Below are 17,645 nucleotides of genomic sequence, written 5' to 3'. Positions count from 1 at the left end.
CCGCATCCTCGTCGACAGCGCGAGCGCCGAAGGCCGCGCCCTGCGTGCCGCGCTGCCGCCGAGCGTCGAAGCGCTCGCCTTCGACCGTCCGCTGGAAGACTGGAAAGGAGAACTGTTCGGCACCGTCGATGCCGGCTTCACGGTCGCCCGTTCCGGCATCGCCGCCACCGGCACGCTGGTGCTGGCGCCGGATGCGGCGTCTCCCCGCACCATGTCGCTGGTGCCGCCGCTGCACATCGCGCTCGTCCACGCGCACACCCTGCACGCCGACCTGCACCAGGCGCTGCACGCGGAGCGCTGGCAGGACGGCATGCCGACCAACCTCGTGCTCGCGACGGGGCCATCCCGCACGTCCGACATCCAGCAGACCCTGGCCTTCGGCGCGCACGGTCCGCGCTGGACGTGGGTCGTCATCGTCACCGGGGAGAGCGCATGACCACGTCCCCCTTGCAGTTCGTCCCGTCCCAGGATTTCCACGCCCGCAGCCGCGCGGCGCTGGACGATGCCCAGCTGCGCCAGAGTTTCAAGGGCGCGATGACCTTCCTGCAGGACAAGCGCCGCAGCCAGTTCGGCGACGACGACGAGCTCCAGCGCCTGCGCGACCTCGGCGAAGCGGTGCGCAAGAACGCGCTTGCAAAACTGCCCGCGCTGCTGGAACGGCTGGAAGCGAAGCTGACGGCGGCCGGCGCGACGGTCCACTGGGCGGCATCGCCCGAGGAAGCGAATGCGATCATCCACGGCATCGCCACCGCGCGCGGCGCGCAGAGCATCGTCAAGGGCAAGTCGATGGCGAGCGAGGAGATCGAGCTGAATCACTACCTCGAAGCGCGCGGCATCAAGTGCCTGGAGTCCGACATGGGCGAATACATCGTCCAGCTGGCGGGCGAAAAGCCGTCGCACATCGTGATGCCGGCGATTCACAAGACCCGCGCCGACATCGGCGCGCTGTTCGCCGAGCACATTCCGGACACGGAGTACACGGAAGACGTCGACCGCCTGATCCAGACCGGACGCCATACGTTGCGCAATGCGTTCGTCGAGGCCGACATCGGCCTGTCCGGCGTGAACTTCGCCGCGGCCGACACGGGCACCCTGTGGCTCGTCGAGAACGAGGGCAACGGCCGCCTGTCGACCACCGTGCCGGACGTGCACATCGCCATCATGGGCATCGAGAAGGTCGTGGAAAAGCTGGAGCACATCGTGCCGCTCGCGAGCCTGCTGACGCGCTCCGCGACGGGGCAGGCCGTCACCACGTATTTCAATTTGATTTCGGGCCCGCGCCGCGCCGGTGAGCTGGACGGCCCGCGCGAACTGCACCTCGTCCTGCTCGACAACGGCCGCACCCAGGCCTATGCCGACGAGGAGCTGCGGGCCACGCTGCAATGCATCCGCTGCGGCGCGTGCATGAACCATTGCCCCGTCTACGGCCGCATCGGCGGCCATGCGTACGGCACGACGTATCCGGGGCCGATCGGCGCGATCCTGTCGCCGCACCTGCTGGGCCTGGAGTCGACGGCAGATCTGGCCACGGCGTCGAGCCTGTGCGGCGCGTGCGGCGACGTCTGCCCCGTGCGCATCCCGATCCCGCAACTGCTCGTGCGCCTGCGCACGGAAGCGAACCGCAATCCCGACGCCGAGGTCGAACATCCGCTGCGCGGGCAGGGCGCCAGGTACAGCCGCGGCGAGCGCCTCGTCTGGCGCTTCTGGCGCGGCGCGTTCGGCCGGCCCGGCGTGTACCGCATGTTCCGCTGGGCGGCCACACGGCTGCGTGTGCTGGCGCCGACGCAGCAACTGGGCTGGACAAAATACAGAACCCCCCTCAAGCCCGCACCGCGCAGCCTGGCCGACCTGCTGCGCGACAAGAATCAGCCCCAATAAGAATTCAATCAATCAAGGAGACGTAGATGGTATGGCAACAGGTTTATGATCCGTTCGGCAGCATGGCCCTATCGACCCTGCTGGCCGCGATCCCCGTGGTGGTGATGCTCGCCGCGCTCGGCTTCTTCCACATCAAGGCGCACATCGCGGCCGCGCTCGGCCTCGCCGCGGCGTTCTGCGTGGCCGTCTTCGCCTACTCGATGCCGGCCGCGATGGCCGGCAAGGCCGCGCTGCTGGGCGGTTTCACGGGCCTGCTGCCCATCGGCTGGATCGTCCTGAACATCATCTTCCTGCAGCAGTTGTGCGAACAGAACGGCAGCTTCAAGGTGCTGCAGGCATCGCTGTCCGGCATCACGAACGACCGCCGCCTGCAACTGCTCCTGATCGCGTTCTGCTTCGGCGCGTTCTTCGAGGGCGCGGCGGGCTTCGGCACGCCGGTCGCGGTCACGGCCGGCATCCTGATCGGGCTCGGGTTCTCGCCGCTAGCCGCGTCCGGCCTGTCGCTGATCGCGAACACGGCGCCGGTCGCCTTCGGCGCGCTCGGTTCGCCCGTGATCACCCTGGCCAAGGTGCACGGCTACGACCTGATGGAAGTGACGGCCATGATCGGCCGCCAGCTGCCGTTCTTCTCGCTGCTCGTGCCGTTCTGGCTGATCTGGGCGTTCGCCGGCCGCAAGGCGATGTGGGACATCTGGCCCGCGATCCTCGTGACGGGCCTGTCGTTCGCGATCCCGCAATTCCTCGTGTCGAACTTCATCGGCCCGGAACTGGTGGACATCATCGCGGCCCTCGTGTCGATGGCGTCGCTGATCCTGTTCCTGCGCGTGTGGCAGCCGAAGACCGTGTGGACGTCGGCCAGCCTCAAGGGCCGCGAGGCGGAGACCGCGCGGCCCGCGGCGACCGTCGAGAAGTATTCGCGGGCGGAGATCGTGCGCGCCTGGACGCCGTGGCTCATCCTGACCGTGTTCGTCTTCATCTGGGGCCTGCCGCCGGTGAAGGCGTATTTCAACACGCTGTTCGCGCCGAAATTCCCGATGGACGGCCTGCATAACCTGGTGATGCGCGTGCCGCCGGTGGTGCCGCACGCCGAGCCGGAATCCGCGATCTACGTGTTCAACCTGTTGTCGGCGACGGGCACCGGCATCCTGCTGTCCGCCATCGCCGGCGCGCTGTTCATGCACTACAGCCTGGGTGCCATCGTGCGCACGTTCTTCCGTACGCTGTGGCTCGTGCGCTACTCGCTGCTGACCATCGTGCTGATGCTGGCCCTGGGCACGCTCACGCGCTACTCCGGCACCGATACCACGCTGGGCCTCGCCTTCGCCAACACGGGCGCGCTGTACCCGTTCTTCGGCACCCTCATGGGCTGGCTGGGCGTGGCGATGACGGGTTCCGACACCGCGTCGAACGTGCTGTTCGGCGGCATGCAGAAGGTGGCGGCGGAGCAGCTGGGCCTCGCGCCGAACCTGATGGGCGCCGCGAACAGTTCCGGCGGCGTCATGGGCAAGATGATCGATGCCCAATCCATCGTCGTCGCCTCCACGGCCACGCGCTGGATCAACCACGAAGGCGACATCCTGCGCTTCGTCTTCTTCCATTCTCTCGCACTGGCCGTGCTGGTCGGTGTCCTGGTCACGCTGCAGGCGTACGTGTGGCCGTTCACGTTGATGGTGGTCCGATGAATGCTCCCGTCTCTCCCGAAACCCGGGCCGTCAGCCAGCGCGAGGCTGCGGCCGCGCCGCTGGCCGCGCTTCTGGCCGTCCTGCCGGACCGCTGCGTGCGCTCCGACCCCGAGGAAACGCGCCCGTACGAATGCGACGGCCTCGCCGCCTACCGCCAGATGCCGATGATCGTGCTGCTGCCCGAGAACGAGGCGCAGATCATGGCCGCCATCGCCGTGTGCCGGCAATTGAACCTGCCGATCGTGCCGCGCGGGGCCGGCACCGGCCTGTCCGGCGGCGCGATGCCGATCGCCGGCGGTGTCGTGCTGTCGACGGCGCGCCTGAACCGGATCGTGAAACTCGATCCGTACGCCCGCACGGCCGTCGTGCAGCCCGGCGTGCGCAATCTCGCGATCTCGGAAGCGGCCGCGCCGCACGGGCTGTATTACGCGCCCGATCCGTCGTCGCAGATCGCGTGCACGATCGGCGGCAACGTCGCCGAGAACTCCGGCGGCGTGCACTGCCTGAAATACGGTCTCACCGTGCACAACGTGCTGCGTGTGCGGATGGTGACGACTGAGGGCGAGATCGTCGAACTGGGCAGCGAGGCGCTGGACGCGCCGGGGCTCGACCTGCTCGCGGTCGCCATCGGGTCGGAAGGCATGCTCGGCGTCGTGACCGAGGTGACGGTGAAACTGGTGCCGAAGCCGCGCGTGGCGCGCGTCGTGATGGCGTCGTTCGACGACATCGTGAAGGCCGGCGACGCGGTCGCCAACGTGATCGCGGCGGGCATCATCCCGGCCGGCCTGGAGATGATGGACCGGCTGTCGACGCAGGTCGCGGAGGAATTCGTGCACGCCGGCTACGACACGCGGGCCGCCGCCGTGCTGCTGTGCGAATCCGACGGCATCGCCGAGGAAGTCGAGGAAGAGATCGCGCGCATGAGCGAGGTGCTGAGCGAGTGCGGCGCGACGGCGCTGGCCGTGTCGCGGGACGAGGCGGAACGCCTGCGTTTCTGGTCCGGCCGCAAGAACGCGTTCCCGGCCGTCGGCCGCATCTCGCCGGACTATTACTGCATGGACGGCACGATCCCGCGCAAGCACCTCGCCCACGTGCTGCAGCGGATCGAGGCCATGGAACAGAAGTATGGCCTGCGCTGCGCGAACGTGTTCCACGCCGGCGACGGCAACCTGCACCCGCTGATCATGTTCGACGCGAACGTGCCGGGCGAATTCCACCGCGCGGAGCAGTTCGGCGCCGACATCCTCGAACTGTGCGTCGAGGTGGGCGGCACGATCACGGGAGAACATGGCGTCGGCATCGAGAAGATCAATTCGATGTGCGTGCAGTTCTCGCGCGCCGAGCTGGATGCGTTCCTGGCCGTCAAGCGCGCCTTCGATCCGGCCGGCATCCTCAATCCCGACAAGGCGATTCCGACCCTGCACCGCTGCGCCGAATACGGCCGCATGCACGTGCGCCACGGGCGGATGCCGTTTCCCAACCTGCCGCGCTTCTGATCGCTTTTTAGGATGAATACGACCTTACAAGACTTCGCCGACAGGATCGGCCATGCCACCGCCACCAGGTCTCCGCTGTGCATCCGCGGCGGCGGCAGCAAGGACTGGTACGGGCAGGACGTGCAGGGCACGGTGCTCGACACGACGACGTATCGCGGCATCACGGACTACGAGCCGACCGAACTCGTGATCACGGCCCGCTGCGGCACGCCGCTGGCCGAGATCGAGGCGCACCTGGCGCAGCACGGCCAGATGCTCGCGTTCGAGCCGCCGCACTTCGGTCCCGGCGCGACGATCGGCGGCACCGTGGCCGCCGGCTTGTCCGGACCGCGCCGCCAGGCCGCGGGCGCCGTGCGCGATTTCGTGCTCGGCGCCGTGCTGGTGGACGGGAAGGGAGAGACGCTGCACTTCGGCGGCAAGGTGATGAAGAACGTGGCGGGCTACGACGTGTCGCGCCTGCTGGCCGGATCGCTGGGCGTGTTCGGCCTGATCGCCGAGGTGTCGCTGAAGGTGCTGCCGCAGCCCGTCGCCGAATGCACGGTGCGGCTGCACATGAACGAGGACGAGGCGCTGCGCCGGCTGAACGAATGGGGCGGCCAGCCGTTGCCGGTCTCCGCCTCCAGCTGGCACGACGACGTGCTGACGGTGCGCCTGTCCGGCGCGCGGTCGGCCGTCGACGCGGCGCGCAAGCGCATCGGTGGCGAACTGCTGGACGATGCCGACGGCTGGTGGCGCGCGCTGCGCGAGCATGACGGCGCGTTCTTCGCGGACGCCGACAGCATGTGGCGCCTGTCCCTGCCGACGGTTGCGCCGCCGCTGGCGCTGCAAGGACCGCAACTGATCGAATGGGGCGGGGCGCACCGCGGCCGCATGTACAAGGATTTCTAGCCGTGCAAACCAATCTCGCCGATTTCATCCGGGGCACGCGCGACGGCGACGAGGCCGACGCGATTCTGCGCAAATGCGTGCATTGCGGCTTCTGTACCGCCACGTGCCCGACCTATCAACTGTCCGGCGACGAGCTGGAAGGCCCGCGCGGCCGCATCTACCTGATCAAGCAGGTGCTCGAAGGCCGGCCCGCCACCGATAAAACCCAGGCGCACCTGGACCACTGCCTCACGTGCCGCAACTGCGAATCGACCTGTCCGTCCGGCGTGCAGTACGGACGGCTGGCCGACATCGGCCGGCGCGTCGTCGAGCAGCAGGTCGCGCGGCCCGCGCGCCAGCGCATGCTGCGCACGCTGCTGAAGGAAACCCTGCCGCGCCGCTGGCTGTTCACGCCGGCCATGAAGGCGGGGCAGGCGGTACGGCCGCTGCTGCCGCAGGCGTTGAAGGACAAGGTGCCCGCGCGGCAAAGCGCCGGCGTGTGGCCGCGCACCGGGCACACGCACAAGATGCTGTTCCTGGAAGGCTGCGTGCAGCCGGCGATGTCGCCGAACATCAACGCGGCGACGGCACGCGTGTTCGATGCCGTCGGCGTGCAGATCGTCGCGGCCAGCCGGGCCGGGTGCTGCGGCGCCATCCGCTGGCACATGAACGATGCGGATGGCGGCCGCGCCGACATGCGCCGCAATATCGACGCGTGGTGGCCGTATCTGGAGCAGGGCATCGACACCATCCTGATCAACGCGTCCGGCTGCGGCGCGATGATCAAGGAATACGGCCATGCGCTGGCCGGCGATCCGGCATATGCCGACAAGGCGGCGCGCGTCTCGGCCGCGGCGAAGGACGTCAGCGAAGTGCTGCCCGAGTTCGAGGCCAAGTTGCGGGCGAAGCTCGGAACGCGGGAGAAGGGCGAGCGGGTCGCGTACCACCCGCCGTGCACCTTGCAGCATGGCCAGAAAATCCGCGGCAAGGTCGAGGACCTGCTGCGCGCGGCGGGCGTCGACGTGCGGCTGTGCGCGGACAGCCACCTGTGCTGCGGCTCGGCCGGCACGTATTCGGTGCTGCACAAGGAGGTGTCGCTGCGGCTGCGCGACGACAAGCTGGCGCGGCTGGAAGCGACGGCGCCGGAGCGCATCGTGTCCGCCAACATCGGCTGCATCACGCACCTGCAGTCGGGGACGGACGTGCCGGTGGAGCACTGGGTCGAACTGCTCGACCGCGCGCTGCAGTAAGGCAAAAAGTGGCCGGAAATCAAGCCTTGCAATGCTGGACTCGAGGTCTATACTGACAGCCTGCTCTGTTTGCAGGAGGCTTTCCATGCAGTGTATCCAGTACGCCGCCGGCCACAAGAATCCGCCATCGGCACCGCCGGCGATTCCACCGATCATCATCAATCCGTTCAAGAGCCAGATCCCCTCGCCGGCGATCGACCCGCGCAGCACGCCGCCCGGCCCACCCATCGTGCCGCCCCGCGGCCCCGACCTGCGCATCATCTAGCGGTACGGAAGCGGCGCTTGTCCAGTGCGCCGCGAACGCCTATGATCTTGCTTCTGGGCGCATGCCCGCACGACCGAGAAAGCAAGAATGAACGACGACATCCCAGACCACGACGATGATGCTCCCGTGCAGGAGCCCCGTCTGTGGCAGGGCAACGGCTGGACCGCACGCGTCATCAAGAACGAAGACGACGACGGCTGGGCCGTGGCCATGTACAAGGACGGCGAATCCGAGCCGGCCCTCGTCGGCCCCTGGACCATGGGCCGCGACAAGAAAAACCCGAAGCCGCTCGATACGCCGGCTTTCCACACGCTCGTCAAGACGGCGTCCGAAGTCATCCGCCGCCACGAGCAGCAGCTGCACGCGCAATTGCACAAGAGCACCGTCGTCTCGACCGCCGACGGCGAGCTGAAGGTGACGCTGGACATCGTCCCGGACGAGGACAATCCGTATGCGCTGCTGAGCGCGTTCGACGAGATGGGCGAGCGCGTGGCGCAGGTGCGCGTGCGTCCCGATTTCAAGTTGTCGCCGTCTTCCGCATCCACCTGGGTCGAGAACGAGTTTCGCGCGCCCCGGTAAGGCATTTTCGCGACACAACCCCCGCAGAGACGGCCTGAACTGATAAGATTTCCCGAGCGTAACTTTTTGTTCGACAAGGGGAATCGATGGAAGACCGTCTCGCCCGCCTGGAAACGGTCCAGGCCATGCTGCTGGGCATCGGGCACCTGTCCGCCAGCTGTACCGACGTCACCGAGTTCATCGGCGCCGTGCACCGCGCGCTGGGCCGCATCATGTATGCGGAGAACTTCTACGTCACGTTGGCCGAGCGGGAAGACGACACGGTCCGGTTCGTCTATTTCGTCGACTCGCGCGACGCGGGGCCGGGCCCCGACGAGCGTGTGACGCTGGCGTCGCCCGACGAATCGCCGACGGCGTGGGTCATGCTCAACAAGCAACCCCTCGTGGTGACGGGCGAGGAAATGCGGGCGCGCGAGAATGGCGGCGTCTGGGGCACGGGCAGCATCGCCGAGCACTGGATGGGCTGCCCGCTGCTCGACCAGCAGCACGAGGCCGTGGGCGCCATCGTCATCCAGAGCTACCTGCCCGAGTACACGTACAGCGAGGAAGACCAGGCGCTGTTCGCGCTGATCGCCAACCACGTGTCGAACGCGCTGCAGGGCCTGCAGAGCATGGACCGCCTCGAGCGCGCCGTGCAGGAGCGCACGCGCGCGCTGGCGCGCGAGGTGGCCGAGCGCCGCCGCGCGGAACAGGTGCAGCATGCGCTGTACCAGATCGCGGACCTGTCGGCCTCCGCCATCGAGACCGACGTGCTGGCGGCCAGCCTGCACGCCATCATCGGCGAACTGATGATGGCGAAGAACTTCATCATCGCGCTCACGCATCCGGACACGGGCGAGATCAGCATCCCGTACTTTGCCGACGAAAAGGACGACGTGCCGCCGCAGCAGCGCTTCCCGTTCGGGATGGGCATGGTGTCGTACGTGCTGCAGACGAAGCAGGCGCAGCTCCACGACGCCGGCAGCTTCGCGCGCCTGCACGCGGCGGGCAAGGTGAAGCACCCGCTGGGGAGCACGGACATCGCGAGCTGGATCGGCGCGCCGATGCTCGTCAACGACAAGGCGTACGGCGTGCTGGTCGTGCAGAGCTATGACCCGACCGTCGTCTACACGAAGGCGGACCTGGACCTGATGGCCTTCATCTCCAGCCACGTGGCGGTGGCGATCGCGCGCATGCAGGCCGACCGCGCCATCCGCAAGGCCAAGGAGCGCCTGGAACAGCAGAACGCCGCGCTCGAACAGGCGCTGCACCAGTTGCAGGAAGCGCAAACGGAACTGGTGCGCAAGGAAAAGCTCGCGTCGCTGGGCCAGATGGTGGCCGGCGTCGCGCACGAGATCAACACGCCGCTGGGCATCTGCGTGACGGCCACGAGCCACCTCGTGCAGGAACTCAAGCTCACGCGCGAGGAGCTGGCGGCGGGGGACATGACCCAGGACAGCCTGGAGGCGTTCTTCGACATCGTCGACCAGTCCCTGCGCATCCTGACCACCAACACGCAGCGCGCCGCGGCCCTCGTGCGCAGTTTCAAGCAGGTCGCGGTGGACCAGTCTTCGGACGATATCCGCACCTTCAATCTCGGCACGTACCTGAACGAAGTGCTGCTGTCGCTGCAGCCGAAGCTGAAGGGCCGGCCGCTGGAAGTCGCGGTCGACTGCCCGAAGGACCTGCTGCTGGAGAGTTTTCCGGGCGCGGTGTCGCAGATCGTCACCAACATGGTCGTCAACTCGCTGATGCACGGCTTCGAGCGCGACCAGCCCGGCCACATCACGCTCCACGCGGCGCTCGACGGCGACCACGTCGTGTTCGACTACGCCGACGACGGCGTGGGCATGGATGCGGAGACGCTCGCCAAGCTGTTCGACCCGTTCTTCACGACGAAGCGCGGCAGCGGCGGCAGCGGTCTCGGTGGCCACATCCTGTACAACCTCGCGACGAACGTGCTGCAAGGCTCGCTGCGCGTGGAGAGCAGCCCGGGGCAGGGCCTGCGCTACCACCTGCGCTTTCCGCGCAAGACCGCCCGGCCCGGGCTGAAGGCTGCCTGATCAGGTCAAGCTGTCGGCGATGGCCGCGCACACGCGGTCCACGTCGGCTTCGTTCATCCCGCAGTGCAGGGGGATCGTGACGGTCTCCCGGCCGATCCGTTCCGCGTTCGGGAACTGGCCTTCGCGCCAGCCGAGGCTGCGGCCGAGCGTCGTCAGGTGCGACGGTTCGTACGACAGGCCCGTCGCGATCTCCCGTTCGCGCAGTGCGGCGCGGAAGCGTTGCCGCGTCGTGCCGAGCGCCTCGTACGGCAGCAGCACGCAGAACATGTTCCAGCTCTGGCCCGGCACGCCGCGCGGCGGCAGCACGGCGCCGTCGATGTCCGGGAACACGTCGAAATAACGCTCGGCCAGCCGCTGGCGCTGCGCCAGGAAGGCGGGCAGTTGCGCGAGCTGCGCGAGGCCGATCGCGGCCGACACGTCCGACATGTTGTACTTGCCGCTCGCGACCTCGACGTCGCGCGTATCGTCCGCCAGGCGCTCGATGCCGTGGAAGCGCAGCACCTCGATGCGCTTTGCAGTCTCGTCGTCGGGCACGACGATGGCGCCGCCCTCGATCGTCGTCATGTTTTTATTCGGGTGGAAGGAGAACGTGGCGATGTCGCCGAAGCTGCCGATGGGCTGTCCCTTCCACGTCGAGCCCTGCACGAGGGCCGCGTCCTCGATCACCCGCAGGCCGTGGCGCCGGGCCAGCGCGTACAGCGCGTCCATGTCGCCCAGGGCGCCGGGGAAGTGCGTGGGCACGATTGCCTTCGTGCGCGGCGTGATGGCGGCCGCCACCTGGTCGAGGTCGATCGCGCGCGTGACGAGGTCGCAGTCGACGAACACGGGGCGGGCGCCGACCTTGACGATCATGTTCATCGTCGAGAAAAAGCTTTGCGTGGACGTGATCACCTCGTCGCCGGAACCAATGCCGCACGCCAGCAGCGCCAGTTCCATCGCCCCCGTGGCCGACGTCAGCGTGCGTGTGGGACGGCCGCCAAAGGTCCCGGACAGCGCGCGCTCGAATGCCAGGACGCGCGGGCCGCTGGCGATCCAGCCGGTCTTCATCGTGTCGGTCACGGCGGCGAGGGTGGCGTCGTCGAGCGCCGGTTGGGAAAAGTTCAGCAGGGTCATGGGCGTCCTTCGGGTGCGTTGTCGGACAGGTATTCTAGTCTGCGCGGCGGGGCGGCATCACGGGTAGCCCAGGTCCAGGCCGAGCACCCTGGCAAGGGCGAAGGTGACGAGCCCGAGGCCCACGAGTATCACCACGAAGAGTGCGGCCACCTTGCCGCTCGCGCGCAGCACCGCGCGCCGCTCTTGCACTTTTCCCTTCTTCCCCTGGTCGTAATGCCACTTGATGGCGAAGAACATCCCCGTGGCTAACACGAGAAACTTGAACACAACGAAGACTACCGGGATCCATTCCATGATTTTTGTGTTTGAACCATCGTCGAATACCCACATACTACGCAAAAGCAATCTCCATACATCGAGACAAAATGTCCCAGTTGAAATCCATACAAGATGACGATTTGCCCACCTGGTTGCCGCGCCTGGCCGCGCATGGCGGGCCGCGTTTCCTGCAGATTGCGGAGGCATTGCAGGCGGCGGTGGCGGACGGTTCGCTGAGGCCGGGCGACCGGCTGCCTCCGCAGCGCCGGCTGGCGGCACAGCTGGACGTCGACCTGACGACGGTCACGCGCGCCTACGACGAAGCGAGGCGCCGCAACCTGCTGGAGGGCCGCGGCGCCCGCGGCACGTATGTCGCGGCGCCGAAAGTCGAATTGACCGCTGTCCTCGACCTGAGCATGAACACCCCGCCGCCGCCGGATGGCGTGGACTTCGACGACATGTTGAAACAGGGTCTGTCGCAAGTCCTGATGCGGGCCGATAACACAGCGCTGATGAATTACCACCTGGGCGGGGGCAGCGACTCCGACCGCAAGGCCGGCGCCACATGGCTCGCACCGATGTTCGGCCATCCGGATGCGGGGCACGTCGTCGTCTGTCCGGGTGCGCAGGCGGCGATCGCCGCGTTGATCCTTGCGCTGACGGCGCCCGGCGATGTCATCCTGGCGGAGCCGACGACGTATCCCGGCCTGCTGGCCGCGGCCACCCAGTTCGGCCGGCAGGTCATCGCGGTGGAAGCGGACCGGCACGGGATGGTGCCCGAGATGCTCGAGGAGGCGTGCCGCCGGCACAAGCCCGGGCTGGTCTACCTCAATCCGACCTTGCAGAACCCGACCGCCGTCACCATGCCGGAACGCCGGCGCAAGGCGCTCGCCGGGATCGCGCAGCGCTGCGATGTCCGCATCGTCGAGGACGATCCGTACTGGCGCCTTGCCGCCGCCCCGCCGCCACCCGTTGCCACGTTTGCCCCGGACCAGGTGGTCTACATCTCGACCCTGTCGAAATGCCTGACGCCCGGCTTGCGGGTCGCCTTCGTGCTCGTACGCGACCCGCACGTACGCGAACGGTTCCTGGCCGCACTCAGGTCATTTGCGCTGATGGTCGCGCCACTGACGGCCGCACTGGCCACGCAGTGGATCCTCGACGGTTCGGCGGACCGGTTGATGGAAGGCGTCCGCAACGAGGCCCGCCTGCGCCACCGGATGGCCCGCGATATCCTGGCGGGGCGGTACAGCGGGGCCGGAGACGGCCTGCATGTATGGCTCGAGTTGCCGGCGTACTGGACCGCCGCGCAGCTGGCGCGTGCGGCCGAGCGCGAGGGCATCGCGGTCACGCCGGCGGAGGCATTCGCAACCGGCGCCGGGTCGGCGAATGCCATCCGGATCTCCCTGGGCAGCATCAAGGACCGCGGACGCTTGCAGGCGGGTCTGCAGCGGCTGTCCCACCTGCTTGCGCGGCGGCCCGAGCCGGTCGGCGCCGCCGTGGTGTGAAGTCTAGCCGACGAACGTCGCGACGGCCGCTGGCCGCACCGGTGCCGGCCCGGCGTCGGCCACGGGCTGGTCGAACTCGAATCCGCCGGCTTCGCTGACTTCCCACGACCCGTCGCCCGCCAGCTTCAGCACGTGCGTGTGGTGACGCAGCACGGCTTCGCGGTGGGCGATGCTGACGAGGGTCGCGCCGCTGGCGCGCAGGCGCGCGTACAGCGCGGTTTCATTGGCGCTGTCGAGCGCGCTCGTCGCCTCGTCCAGGATGACGATCCGCGGCGCGTGCACCAGCACGCGGCCGAAGGCGAGACGCTGCTGCTCGCCGACCGACAGCAGCTTGCTCCAGTCGTGCACGGCATCGAGGCCGCCCACGCGGTCGGCCAGTGCGGGCAGGTGCACCTGTTGCAGGATGTCGAGCAGCTGCTCGTCGCTCAGGTCGCGGTGCACGCTGGGATAGATGAGCTGGCTGCGCAGGGTGCCGGGCTGCAGATACGGCTGCTGCGGCAGGAAGAACACGTCTTCCAGCGGCGGATGCTGGATCGTGCCGCTGCCCGTGCGCCACAGCCCCGCGATCGCGCGCAGCAGCGAACTCTTGCCGCAGCCGCTGGCGCCGGTGATCAACAAAGCGTCGCCGGGCTTCAGCACGAGGCTCAGTTCCTTGATGAGGACGCGGTCCGATTGCGGCGGATGCAAGGTCACGGCTTCCAGCGCGAAGTGCGTGCCGGGCCGCATCGCGATGCGCGGGTGTCGGTCTTCGGCGGCAGGCTGCGCACCGGGCAGCACGAGGTTGGACAGGGCTTGCAGGCGGCCGATGCCTGCCACGAAACGGCTGAGGCTCTCGAAGTTGTCGACGATGACGCCCACCGCACCGAGCACGGCCGTAAAGGCGCCGGCGGCGCGCGTCGCGGCGCCCACTTCCAGCTCGCCCGACAGCACGCCGCCGGCCAGCAGCACGTAGGGCAGCACCACGGTGAGCTGGCTGAACGTGCGCTGGAAGAAATTCAGCGCGCGCTGTTTCCTGATCAGCCGCGCAAAGTTGCGGATGACCTTGTCGAAGCGGCTGTCGATGTGCGTGCGCTCCTGCGCTTCACCCCGGTAGAACGCGATCGACTCGGCATTCTCGCGCAGGCGCATCAGGCTGAAGCGGAAGTCGGCCTCGCGCCGCAACTGCCAGAAATTCAGCTGGATCAGCGGACTGCCGAAGAAGTACAGGGCGACGATATTGCCCATCACCGCATAGGCCACCAGTACGGCGACGAGCAGGTGCGAGATCGACCACAGCACGGTGCTGAACGCGACCAGTTGCATGGCCGAGCCGAGGAAAATCAGCAGAAAATTGATCGACCGGCCCGTGAACGTGTTGATGTCCTCGCTGATGCGCTGGTCCGGATTGTCGATCTCGTTACCGGCGCCCAGCGCGTAGTATTTGCGGTCCTGCAGATAGCCGTCGAGGAAGCGGCCGGTGAGCCAGCGCCGCCACTGGTTCGCGAACACGTCGCGCATGTAGTAGTAAAAGGCGTAGGTCGGCACGGCGAACGCGAGGATGAACAGGCAGGCGCGCACCGAGGTCCAGAAGCGGCCGGCGTCCTTGCCGGCCAGCGCCGACGTCAATTCTCCGGTCTGGTTGTTCAGCATGACCGCGAGCTTGGTGTCGACCAGCATCAGCACGATCAACAGCAGCAGCAGGGTCCAGGCCCTGCTTTTTTCATCGCCCAGCCAGTAGGGCCTGGCGACGTTGACGAAGTGTTTCCACGCGGCGAGCGACAGGGGGGCGGGCTTGGGCTGGGTCGGATCTTCGTCCGGAATGTGCGTGGTCATGATCGGTCTCTGCGGAAGTATTTACCGCCAGAGTACGGCCGCGCACTGGATCGTTCAGTGCGGAAACGGACATTAGGCCTTCACGAACAACTCGTCGAACCCCGTGGCCGGATCGAATTCGCGGCGGAAGCGGTGGCGCGGCAGCAGCGCCACGAGCACCTCGGCCGTCGTGCGCACGATGCAGCCGGGGCCGAGGTGGCCGCCGATGACGCGGCCGCCGTCGTCGGCCACGCTCGCGTGCAGGTGCGGACCGTCCGGCGACAACGACCCGCCCAGCGTGAGGATTTCCAGGTCGCCGCGCAGTTCCGTGAATTCCGGCCGGCCCGCGAAGCGCAACCGGGCGACCGCCAGGCTGCCGATGCCTTGCAGGACGAACGCGGCGTCCACGTGGTGTTGCGCGACGAGGGCGTCGAGCACGGCGCGCAGGTCCTGGCCGGCGCCGATTCTCAGGGGCAGAGTCTGCATGATCGTCTCCTTGATGCGGTCCATTCTACGCCAGCCTGGCTGCAACCAATAGTTTCCATATGGAAATTGCAATACGAGTAAAAACATCCAGTTTGCATTGCAAAAAAAAGCATGCTTATTGCAATTTTTGAATATTAATCTTTCAGTAAATACGGTTATGATTTCAAGGTTTCCTGAAGAGAACCGCGCAGATAAGCGGAGATTACACAAAAATGTCAACAAAGTTCATGATCGCGGCCGCGCTGGCCGTCACAATGTCCGGCTGCGCGGCGCTATCGCCGGTAACCGGAAATCACTACACGAGCCGCGACGGCAAGCTGGATATCCAGGGCGCGCTGATCGACTGCTCCGGCGTGCGCATCTTCGTCAACGGCGACAAGGTCATCGACGACCACGTGTCGCTGTTGCACGGCGACGGCAAGTTCGACGGCACCTGGCAGGGCAAGCAGGTCAGCGCCGACTGCAGCACGGCACCGGGCCGTACGGCGGGCGCGACCAGATGCACGGTCGCCGTGGCCGGCGAGCAGGTCACGCTGACACTGTAAAGGTCAGCGGTTGCCGGAGAGGTTGGCCAGCAGTTCGACCAGCTGGTCGATCTCGTACGGTTTGGCGAGGACCTGCACGCCCGGGATGACGGCGCGCTGGTCGGTGTAGCCCGTGGCGAGGACGACCGGCAGGCCGGGGCGGCGCTCGTGCAGGATGCCGGCCAGGTCGATGCCGCTGACCTTGCCGGGCATGACGATGTCGGAAAACACGACGTCGGCGTCGAGGCCGGCGTCGAGCATGGCGAGCGCCTTGTCGCCGTCCGGCGCCACCATCACGTCGAAGCCGCAGTCTTCCAGGCCGCGCACGACCGCTTCGCGCACGAGCGGATCGTCTTCGACGAACAGCACGCGCCCGCTGCCGTGTCCCGGCGCCTGGCTGTCAGTGCGCGCCGCCGTGGCCGACAACGGTTGCAGCGAGCGCGGCAGGTAGATCTCGATGGTGGTGCCGGCGCCGACCGTGCTCGCCAGGGTCAGCCAGCCGCGCGACTGCGTGGCGAATGCGTAGGCCTGGGGCAGCCCGAGGCCGGAGCCCTGGCCCGGCGGTTTCGTCGTGAAGAACGGGTCGAGCGCGCGCGCCTGCACGTCGGGCGGCATGCCGATGCCCGTGTCCGTCACGCTCACGCACACGTAGTCGCCGCCCGTGCGTTCCATGGTCGGTTCGAGGGAGCAGTTGCGCACGCCGACGCCGAGCCGGCCGCCGTCCGGCATGGCGTCGCGCGCATTGATCGCCAGGTTCAACAGGGCCAGGTCGAATTGTACGGGGTCGACGGTGACGGGCCACAGGTCGTCCTCGCAATGCACTTCCATGCGCGTGCCCTGGCGCAGCACGCCGCGCAGCAGCTGGACAGACCCGCGCACCTGCTCGCCCGGGTCGACCGTCAGCAAACGCGCATCCTGCACGCGGCCGAACGACCCCAGGCGGGTCGTCAGCGCGGTGGCGCGGCTGACGGTGCGCTTGCATGTGTCGATCAGGCTCAGCACCTTGGGCTGGTTCGCCGTCAGGGACGCGAGCTGCAGCGCGGTCGTCAGCGTCTGCAGCAGGTTGTTGAATTCGTGCGCGATGCCGCCCGTGAGGCGGCCGAGGGCTTCCAGCTTCTGGCCGCGCACGAGGGCGCTCTGGGCGCGCTCGCTGGCCGCCACGGCCTCCGCCACGCGCTGCTCCAGGTCGGCCTGCGCGGTCAGGATCTGGCGGCTCGCGTCGGCCATGCGCTGCGCCACGGCGTCGATCTCGACGATGCCCTGCGGCCGGTAATGCACTTCGCGGCCGGCGCCCAGGTCCGCGGCGCTGCGGCCCAGGTATTCGATCGGGATCGCGGCGCGGCGCGCGAACCAGCGCGCGGCCACCGATGCCAGCACGAGCATGACGGCCATGATGGCCGCCAGGAAGGCCGCCGCATGCAGGGGCACGCGGCGCAGGTCTTCCGTCGGAATGCTGACGAGGACTTTCCAGTTCGACGAGGGCACGGTGCTGAAGAAGGCCTGCACGGGAATGCCGGCCAGGTTCCTGTTCGAGAACACGCCTTCGCGGTGGGCGGCGAACTGGGCCAGCGCCACCTCGCTGACCGAGCGGCCCCGGTACTGGTCCGGGTCGATCGAGCGCGCGATCAGCCGGCCGGTGCGGTCGACGATGGCGGCCTGCCAGTCGGGTGGGAAGCGCTGTTCACCCAGCAGCGCCTGCAGCTGGGCGGCGTTCATGCTCATGGCGAGGAAGTAGCGCAGGGTGCCGTCCACGTGCACCGGCACCTGGATGGCGACCGCATGGCGCTGGCTGATCGAGGAGACGAACAGGTCGGAGACGAGGGTGCGGTCGGCGCCGTCCCGTTGCATCAGCGCGTCGAGGTTCGACGCGCGGCGAGACGGCGATCCTGCTGCTCGACCGGGACGG

15 protein-coding genes and 1 pseudogene are annotated in these 17,645 nt (G+C 67.9%); 11 read left to right on the top strand and 5 right to left on the bottom strand.

The genetic code is table 11. From position 1 onward, the window contains the following. The 9 genes and pseudogenes from ACEN88_RS08705 to ACEN88_RS08665 form a co-directional block, all read left to right on the top strand. Positions 1-436: LutC/YkgG family protein (locus tag ACEN88_RS08705; protein WP_413338796.1), on the top strand; the 436-nt coding region annotated here is incomplete at its 5' end. Next, entirely contained in the window at positions 433-1,878 is a 1,446-nt protein-coding gene (locus ACEN88_RS08700) for a LutB/LldF family L-lactate oxidation iron-sulfur protein (protein WP_413338794.1), read from the top strand. The genes ACEN88_RS08705 and ACEN88_RS08700, both read left to right, overlap by 4 nt. 26 nt (positions 1,879-1,904) lie before the next feature. Further along, the gene (locus ACEN88_RS08695; protein ID WP_413338792.1) at positions 1,905-3,560 is read left to right on the top strand and encodes an L-lactate permease; all 1,656 of its coding nucleotides are present in this window, start codon (positions 1,905-1,907) and stop codon (positions 3,558-3,560) included. Further along, entirely contained in the window at positions 3,557-5,056 is a 1,500-nt protein-coding gene (locus tag ACEN88_RS08690; protein ID WP_413338790.1) for an FAD-linked oxidase C-terminal domain-containing protein, read from the top strand. The genes ACEN88_RS08695 and ACEN88_RS08690 overlap by 4 nt, the downstream gene beginning before the upstream one ends. A gap of 12 nt (positions 5,057-5,068) precedes the next feature. Further along, positions 5,069-5,920: pseudogene (gene glcE / locus ACEN88_RS08685) on the top strand (glycolate oxidase subunit GlcE); the annotation flags it as partial. Positions 5,921-5,946: 26 nt separating this feature from the next. Then, positions 5,947-7,173: a glycolate oxidase subunit GlcF gene (glcF, locus tag ACEN88_RS08680; protein WP_413338788.1), complete on the top strand. Its 1,227-nt coding sequence runs from the start codon at positions 5,947-5,949 to the stop codon at positions 7,171-7,173. A gap of 85 nt (positions 7,174-7,258) precedes the next feature. Continuing rightward, positions 7,259-7,438 carry a hypothetical protein gene (locus ACEN88_RS08675; protein WP_413338786.1) on the top strand — a complete coding sequence of 60 codons (180 nt, stop codon included), beginning with the start codon at positions 7,259-7,261 and terminating at the stop codon, positions 7,436-7,438. Between the two features lie 87 nt (positions 7,439-7,525). Beyond that, positions 7,526-8,017 carry a hypothetical protein gene (locus ACEN88_RS08670; protein WP_056126817.1) on the top strand — a complete coding sequence of 164 codons (492 nt, stop codon included), beginning with the start codon at positions 7,526-7,528 and terminating at the stop codon, positions 8,015-8,017. Positions 8,018-8,103: 86 nt separating this feature from the next. Next, positions 8,104-10,059: a GAF domain-containing protein gene (locus ACEN88_RS08665; RefSeq protein ID WP_413338784.1), complete on the top strand. Its 1,956-nt coding sequence runs from the start codon at positions 8,104-8,106 to the stop codon at positions 10,057-10,059. Here ACEN88_RS08665 and ACEN88_RS08660 read toward each other — a convergent pair whose 3' ends face one another. Continuing rightward, positions 10,060-11,172 (bottom strand): DegT/DnrJ/EryC1/StrS family aminotransferase, encoded by a 1,113-nt coding sequence (locus ACEN88_RS08660; protein ID WP_413338782.1) that lies wholly within the window; start codon positions 11,170-11,172, stop codon positions 10,060-10,062. It lies immediately after the preceding gene. Between the two features lie 57 nt (positions 11,173-11,229). After that, positions 11,230-11,466, bottom strand: a complete 237-nt coding sequence (locus tag ACEN88_RS08655; RefSeq protein ID WP_413338781.1) for a hypothetical protein — start codon at positions 11,464-11,466, stop codon at positions 11,230-11,232. Between the two features lie 71 nt (positions 11,467-11,537). On the opposite strand from ACEN88_RS08655, the gene ACEN88_RS08650 reads away from it, so the two are divergent. Beyond that, positions 11,538-12,938 carry a PLP-dependent aminotransferase family protein gene (locus tag ACEN88_RS08650; RefSeq protein WP_413338779.1) on the top strand — a complete coding sequence of 467 codons (1,401 nt, stop codon included), beginning with the start codon at positions 11,538-11,540 and terminating at the stop codon, positions 12,936-12,938. 3 nt (positions 12,939-12,941) lie between these two features. On the opposite strand, the gene ACEN88_RS08645 is transcribed toward ACEN88_RS08650, so the two are convergent. Then, positions 12,942-14,750, bottom strand: coding sequence for an ABC transporter ATP-binding protein/permease (locus ACEN88_RS08645; protein ID WP_413338777.1), 1,809 nt, complete (start codon positions 14,748-14,750; stop codon positions 12,942-12,944). Positions 14,751-14,822: 72 nt separating this feature from the next. After that, positions 14,823-15,215, bottom strand: a complete 393-nt coding sequence (locus ACEN88_RS08640) for a PPC domain-containing DNA-binding protein (protein ID WP_413338775.1) — start codon at positions 15,213-15,215, stop codon at positions 14,823-14,825. Between the two features lie 212 nt (positions 15,216-15,427). Here ACEN88_RS08640 and ACEN88_RS08635 point away from each other — a divergent pair, with 212 nt between their 5' ends. After that, positions 15,428-15,760 carry a hypothetical protein gene (locus ACEN88_RS08635; RefSeq protein WP_413338774.1) on the top strand — a complete coding sequence of 111 codons (333 nt, stop codon included), beginning with the start codon at positions 15,428-15,430 and terminating at the stop codon, positions 15,758-15,760. Between the two features lie 3 nt (positions 15,761-15,763). Here ACEN88_RS08635 and ACEN88_RS08630 read toward each other — a convergent pair. After that, positions 15,764-17,645, bottom strand: a 1,882-nt coding sequence (locus ACEN88_RS08630; RefSeq protein ID WP_413338772.1) for an ATP-binding protein, incomplete at its 5' end; no start/stop codon positions are given.

The organism is Massilia sp. CT11-108 (assembly GCF_047302915.1).
Lineage (GTDB): Bacteria > Pseudomonadota > Gammaproteobacteria > Burkholderiales > Burkholderiaceae_D > Telluria > Telluria orientalis.
This window is presented reverse-complemented; position numbering and strand designations above follow the sequence as displayed.

Excerpts from the sequence above, each read along its gene's own strand:
- ACEN88_RS08700 (WP_413338794.1), top strand. The coding sequence starts at position 433 with ATGACCACGTCCCCCTTGCAGTTCGTCCCGTCCCAGGATTTCCACGCC.
- ACEN88_RS08695 (WP_413338792.1), top strand. The coding sequence starts at position 1,905 with ATGGTATGGCAACAGGTTTATGATCCGTTCGGCAGCATGGCCCTATCG.
- ACEN88_RS08690 (WP_413338790.1), top strand. The coding sequence starts at position 3,557 with ATGAATGCTCCCGTCTCTCCCGAAACCCGGGCCGTCAGCCAGCGCGAG.
- ACEN88_RS08675 (WP_413338786.1), top strand. The coding sequence starts at position 7,259 with ATGCAGTGTATCCAGTACGCCGCCGGCCACAAGAATCCGCCATCGGCA.
- ACEN88_RS08670 (WP_056126817.1), top strand. The coding sequence starts at position 7,526 with ATGAACGACGACATCCCAGACCACGACGATGATGCTCCCGTGCAGGAG.
- ACEN88_RS08665 (WP_413338784.1), top strand. The coding sequence starts at position 8,104 with ATGGAAGACCGTCTCGCCCGCCTGGAAACGGTCCAGGCCATGCTGCTG.
- ACEN88_RS08660 (WP_413338782.1), bottom strand. The coding sequence starts at position 11,172 with ATGACCCTGCTGAACTTTTCCCAACCGGCGCTCGACGACGCCACCCTC.
- ACEN88_RS08655 (WP_413338781.1), bottom strand. The coding sequence starts at position 11,466 with ATGGAATGGATCCCGGTAGTCTTCGTTGTGTTCAAGTTTCTCGTGTTA.
- ACEN88_RS08650 (WP_413338779.1), top strand. The coding sequence starts at position 11,538 with ATGTCCCAGTTGAAATCCATACAAGATGACGATTTGCCCACCTGGTTG.
- ACEN88_RS08645 (WP_413338777.1), bottom strand. The coding sequence starts at position 14,750 with ATGACCACGCACATTCCGGACGAAGATCCGACCCAGCCCAAGCCCGCC.
- ACEN88_RS08640 (WP_413338775.1), bottom strand. The coding sequence starts at position 15,215 with ATGCAGACTCTGCCCCTGAGAATCGGCGCCGGCCAGGACCTGCGCGCC.
- ACEN88_RS08635 (WP_413338774.1), top strand. The coding sequence starts at position 15,428 with ATGTCAACAAAGTTCATGATCGCGGCCGCGCTGGCCGTCACAATGTCC.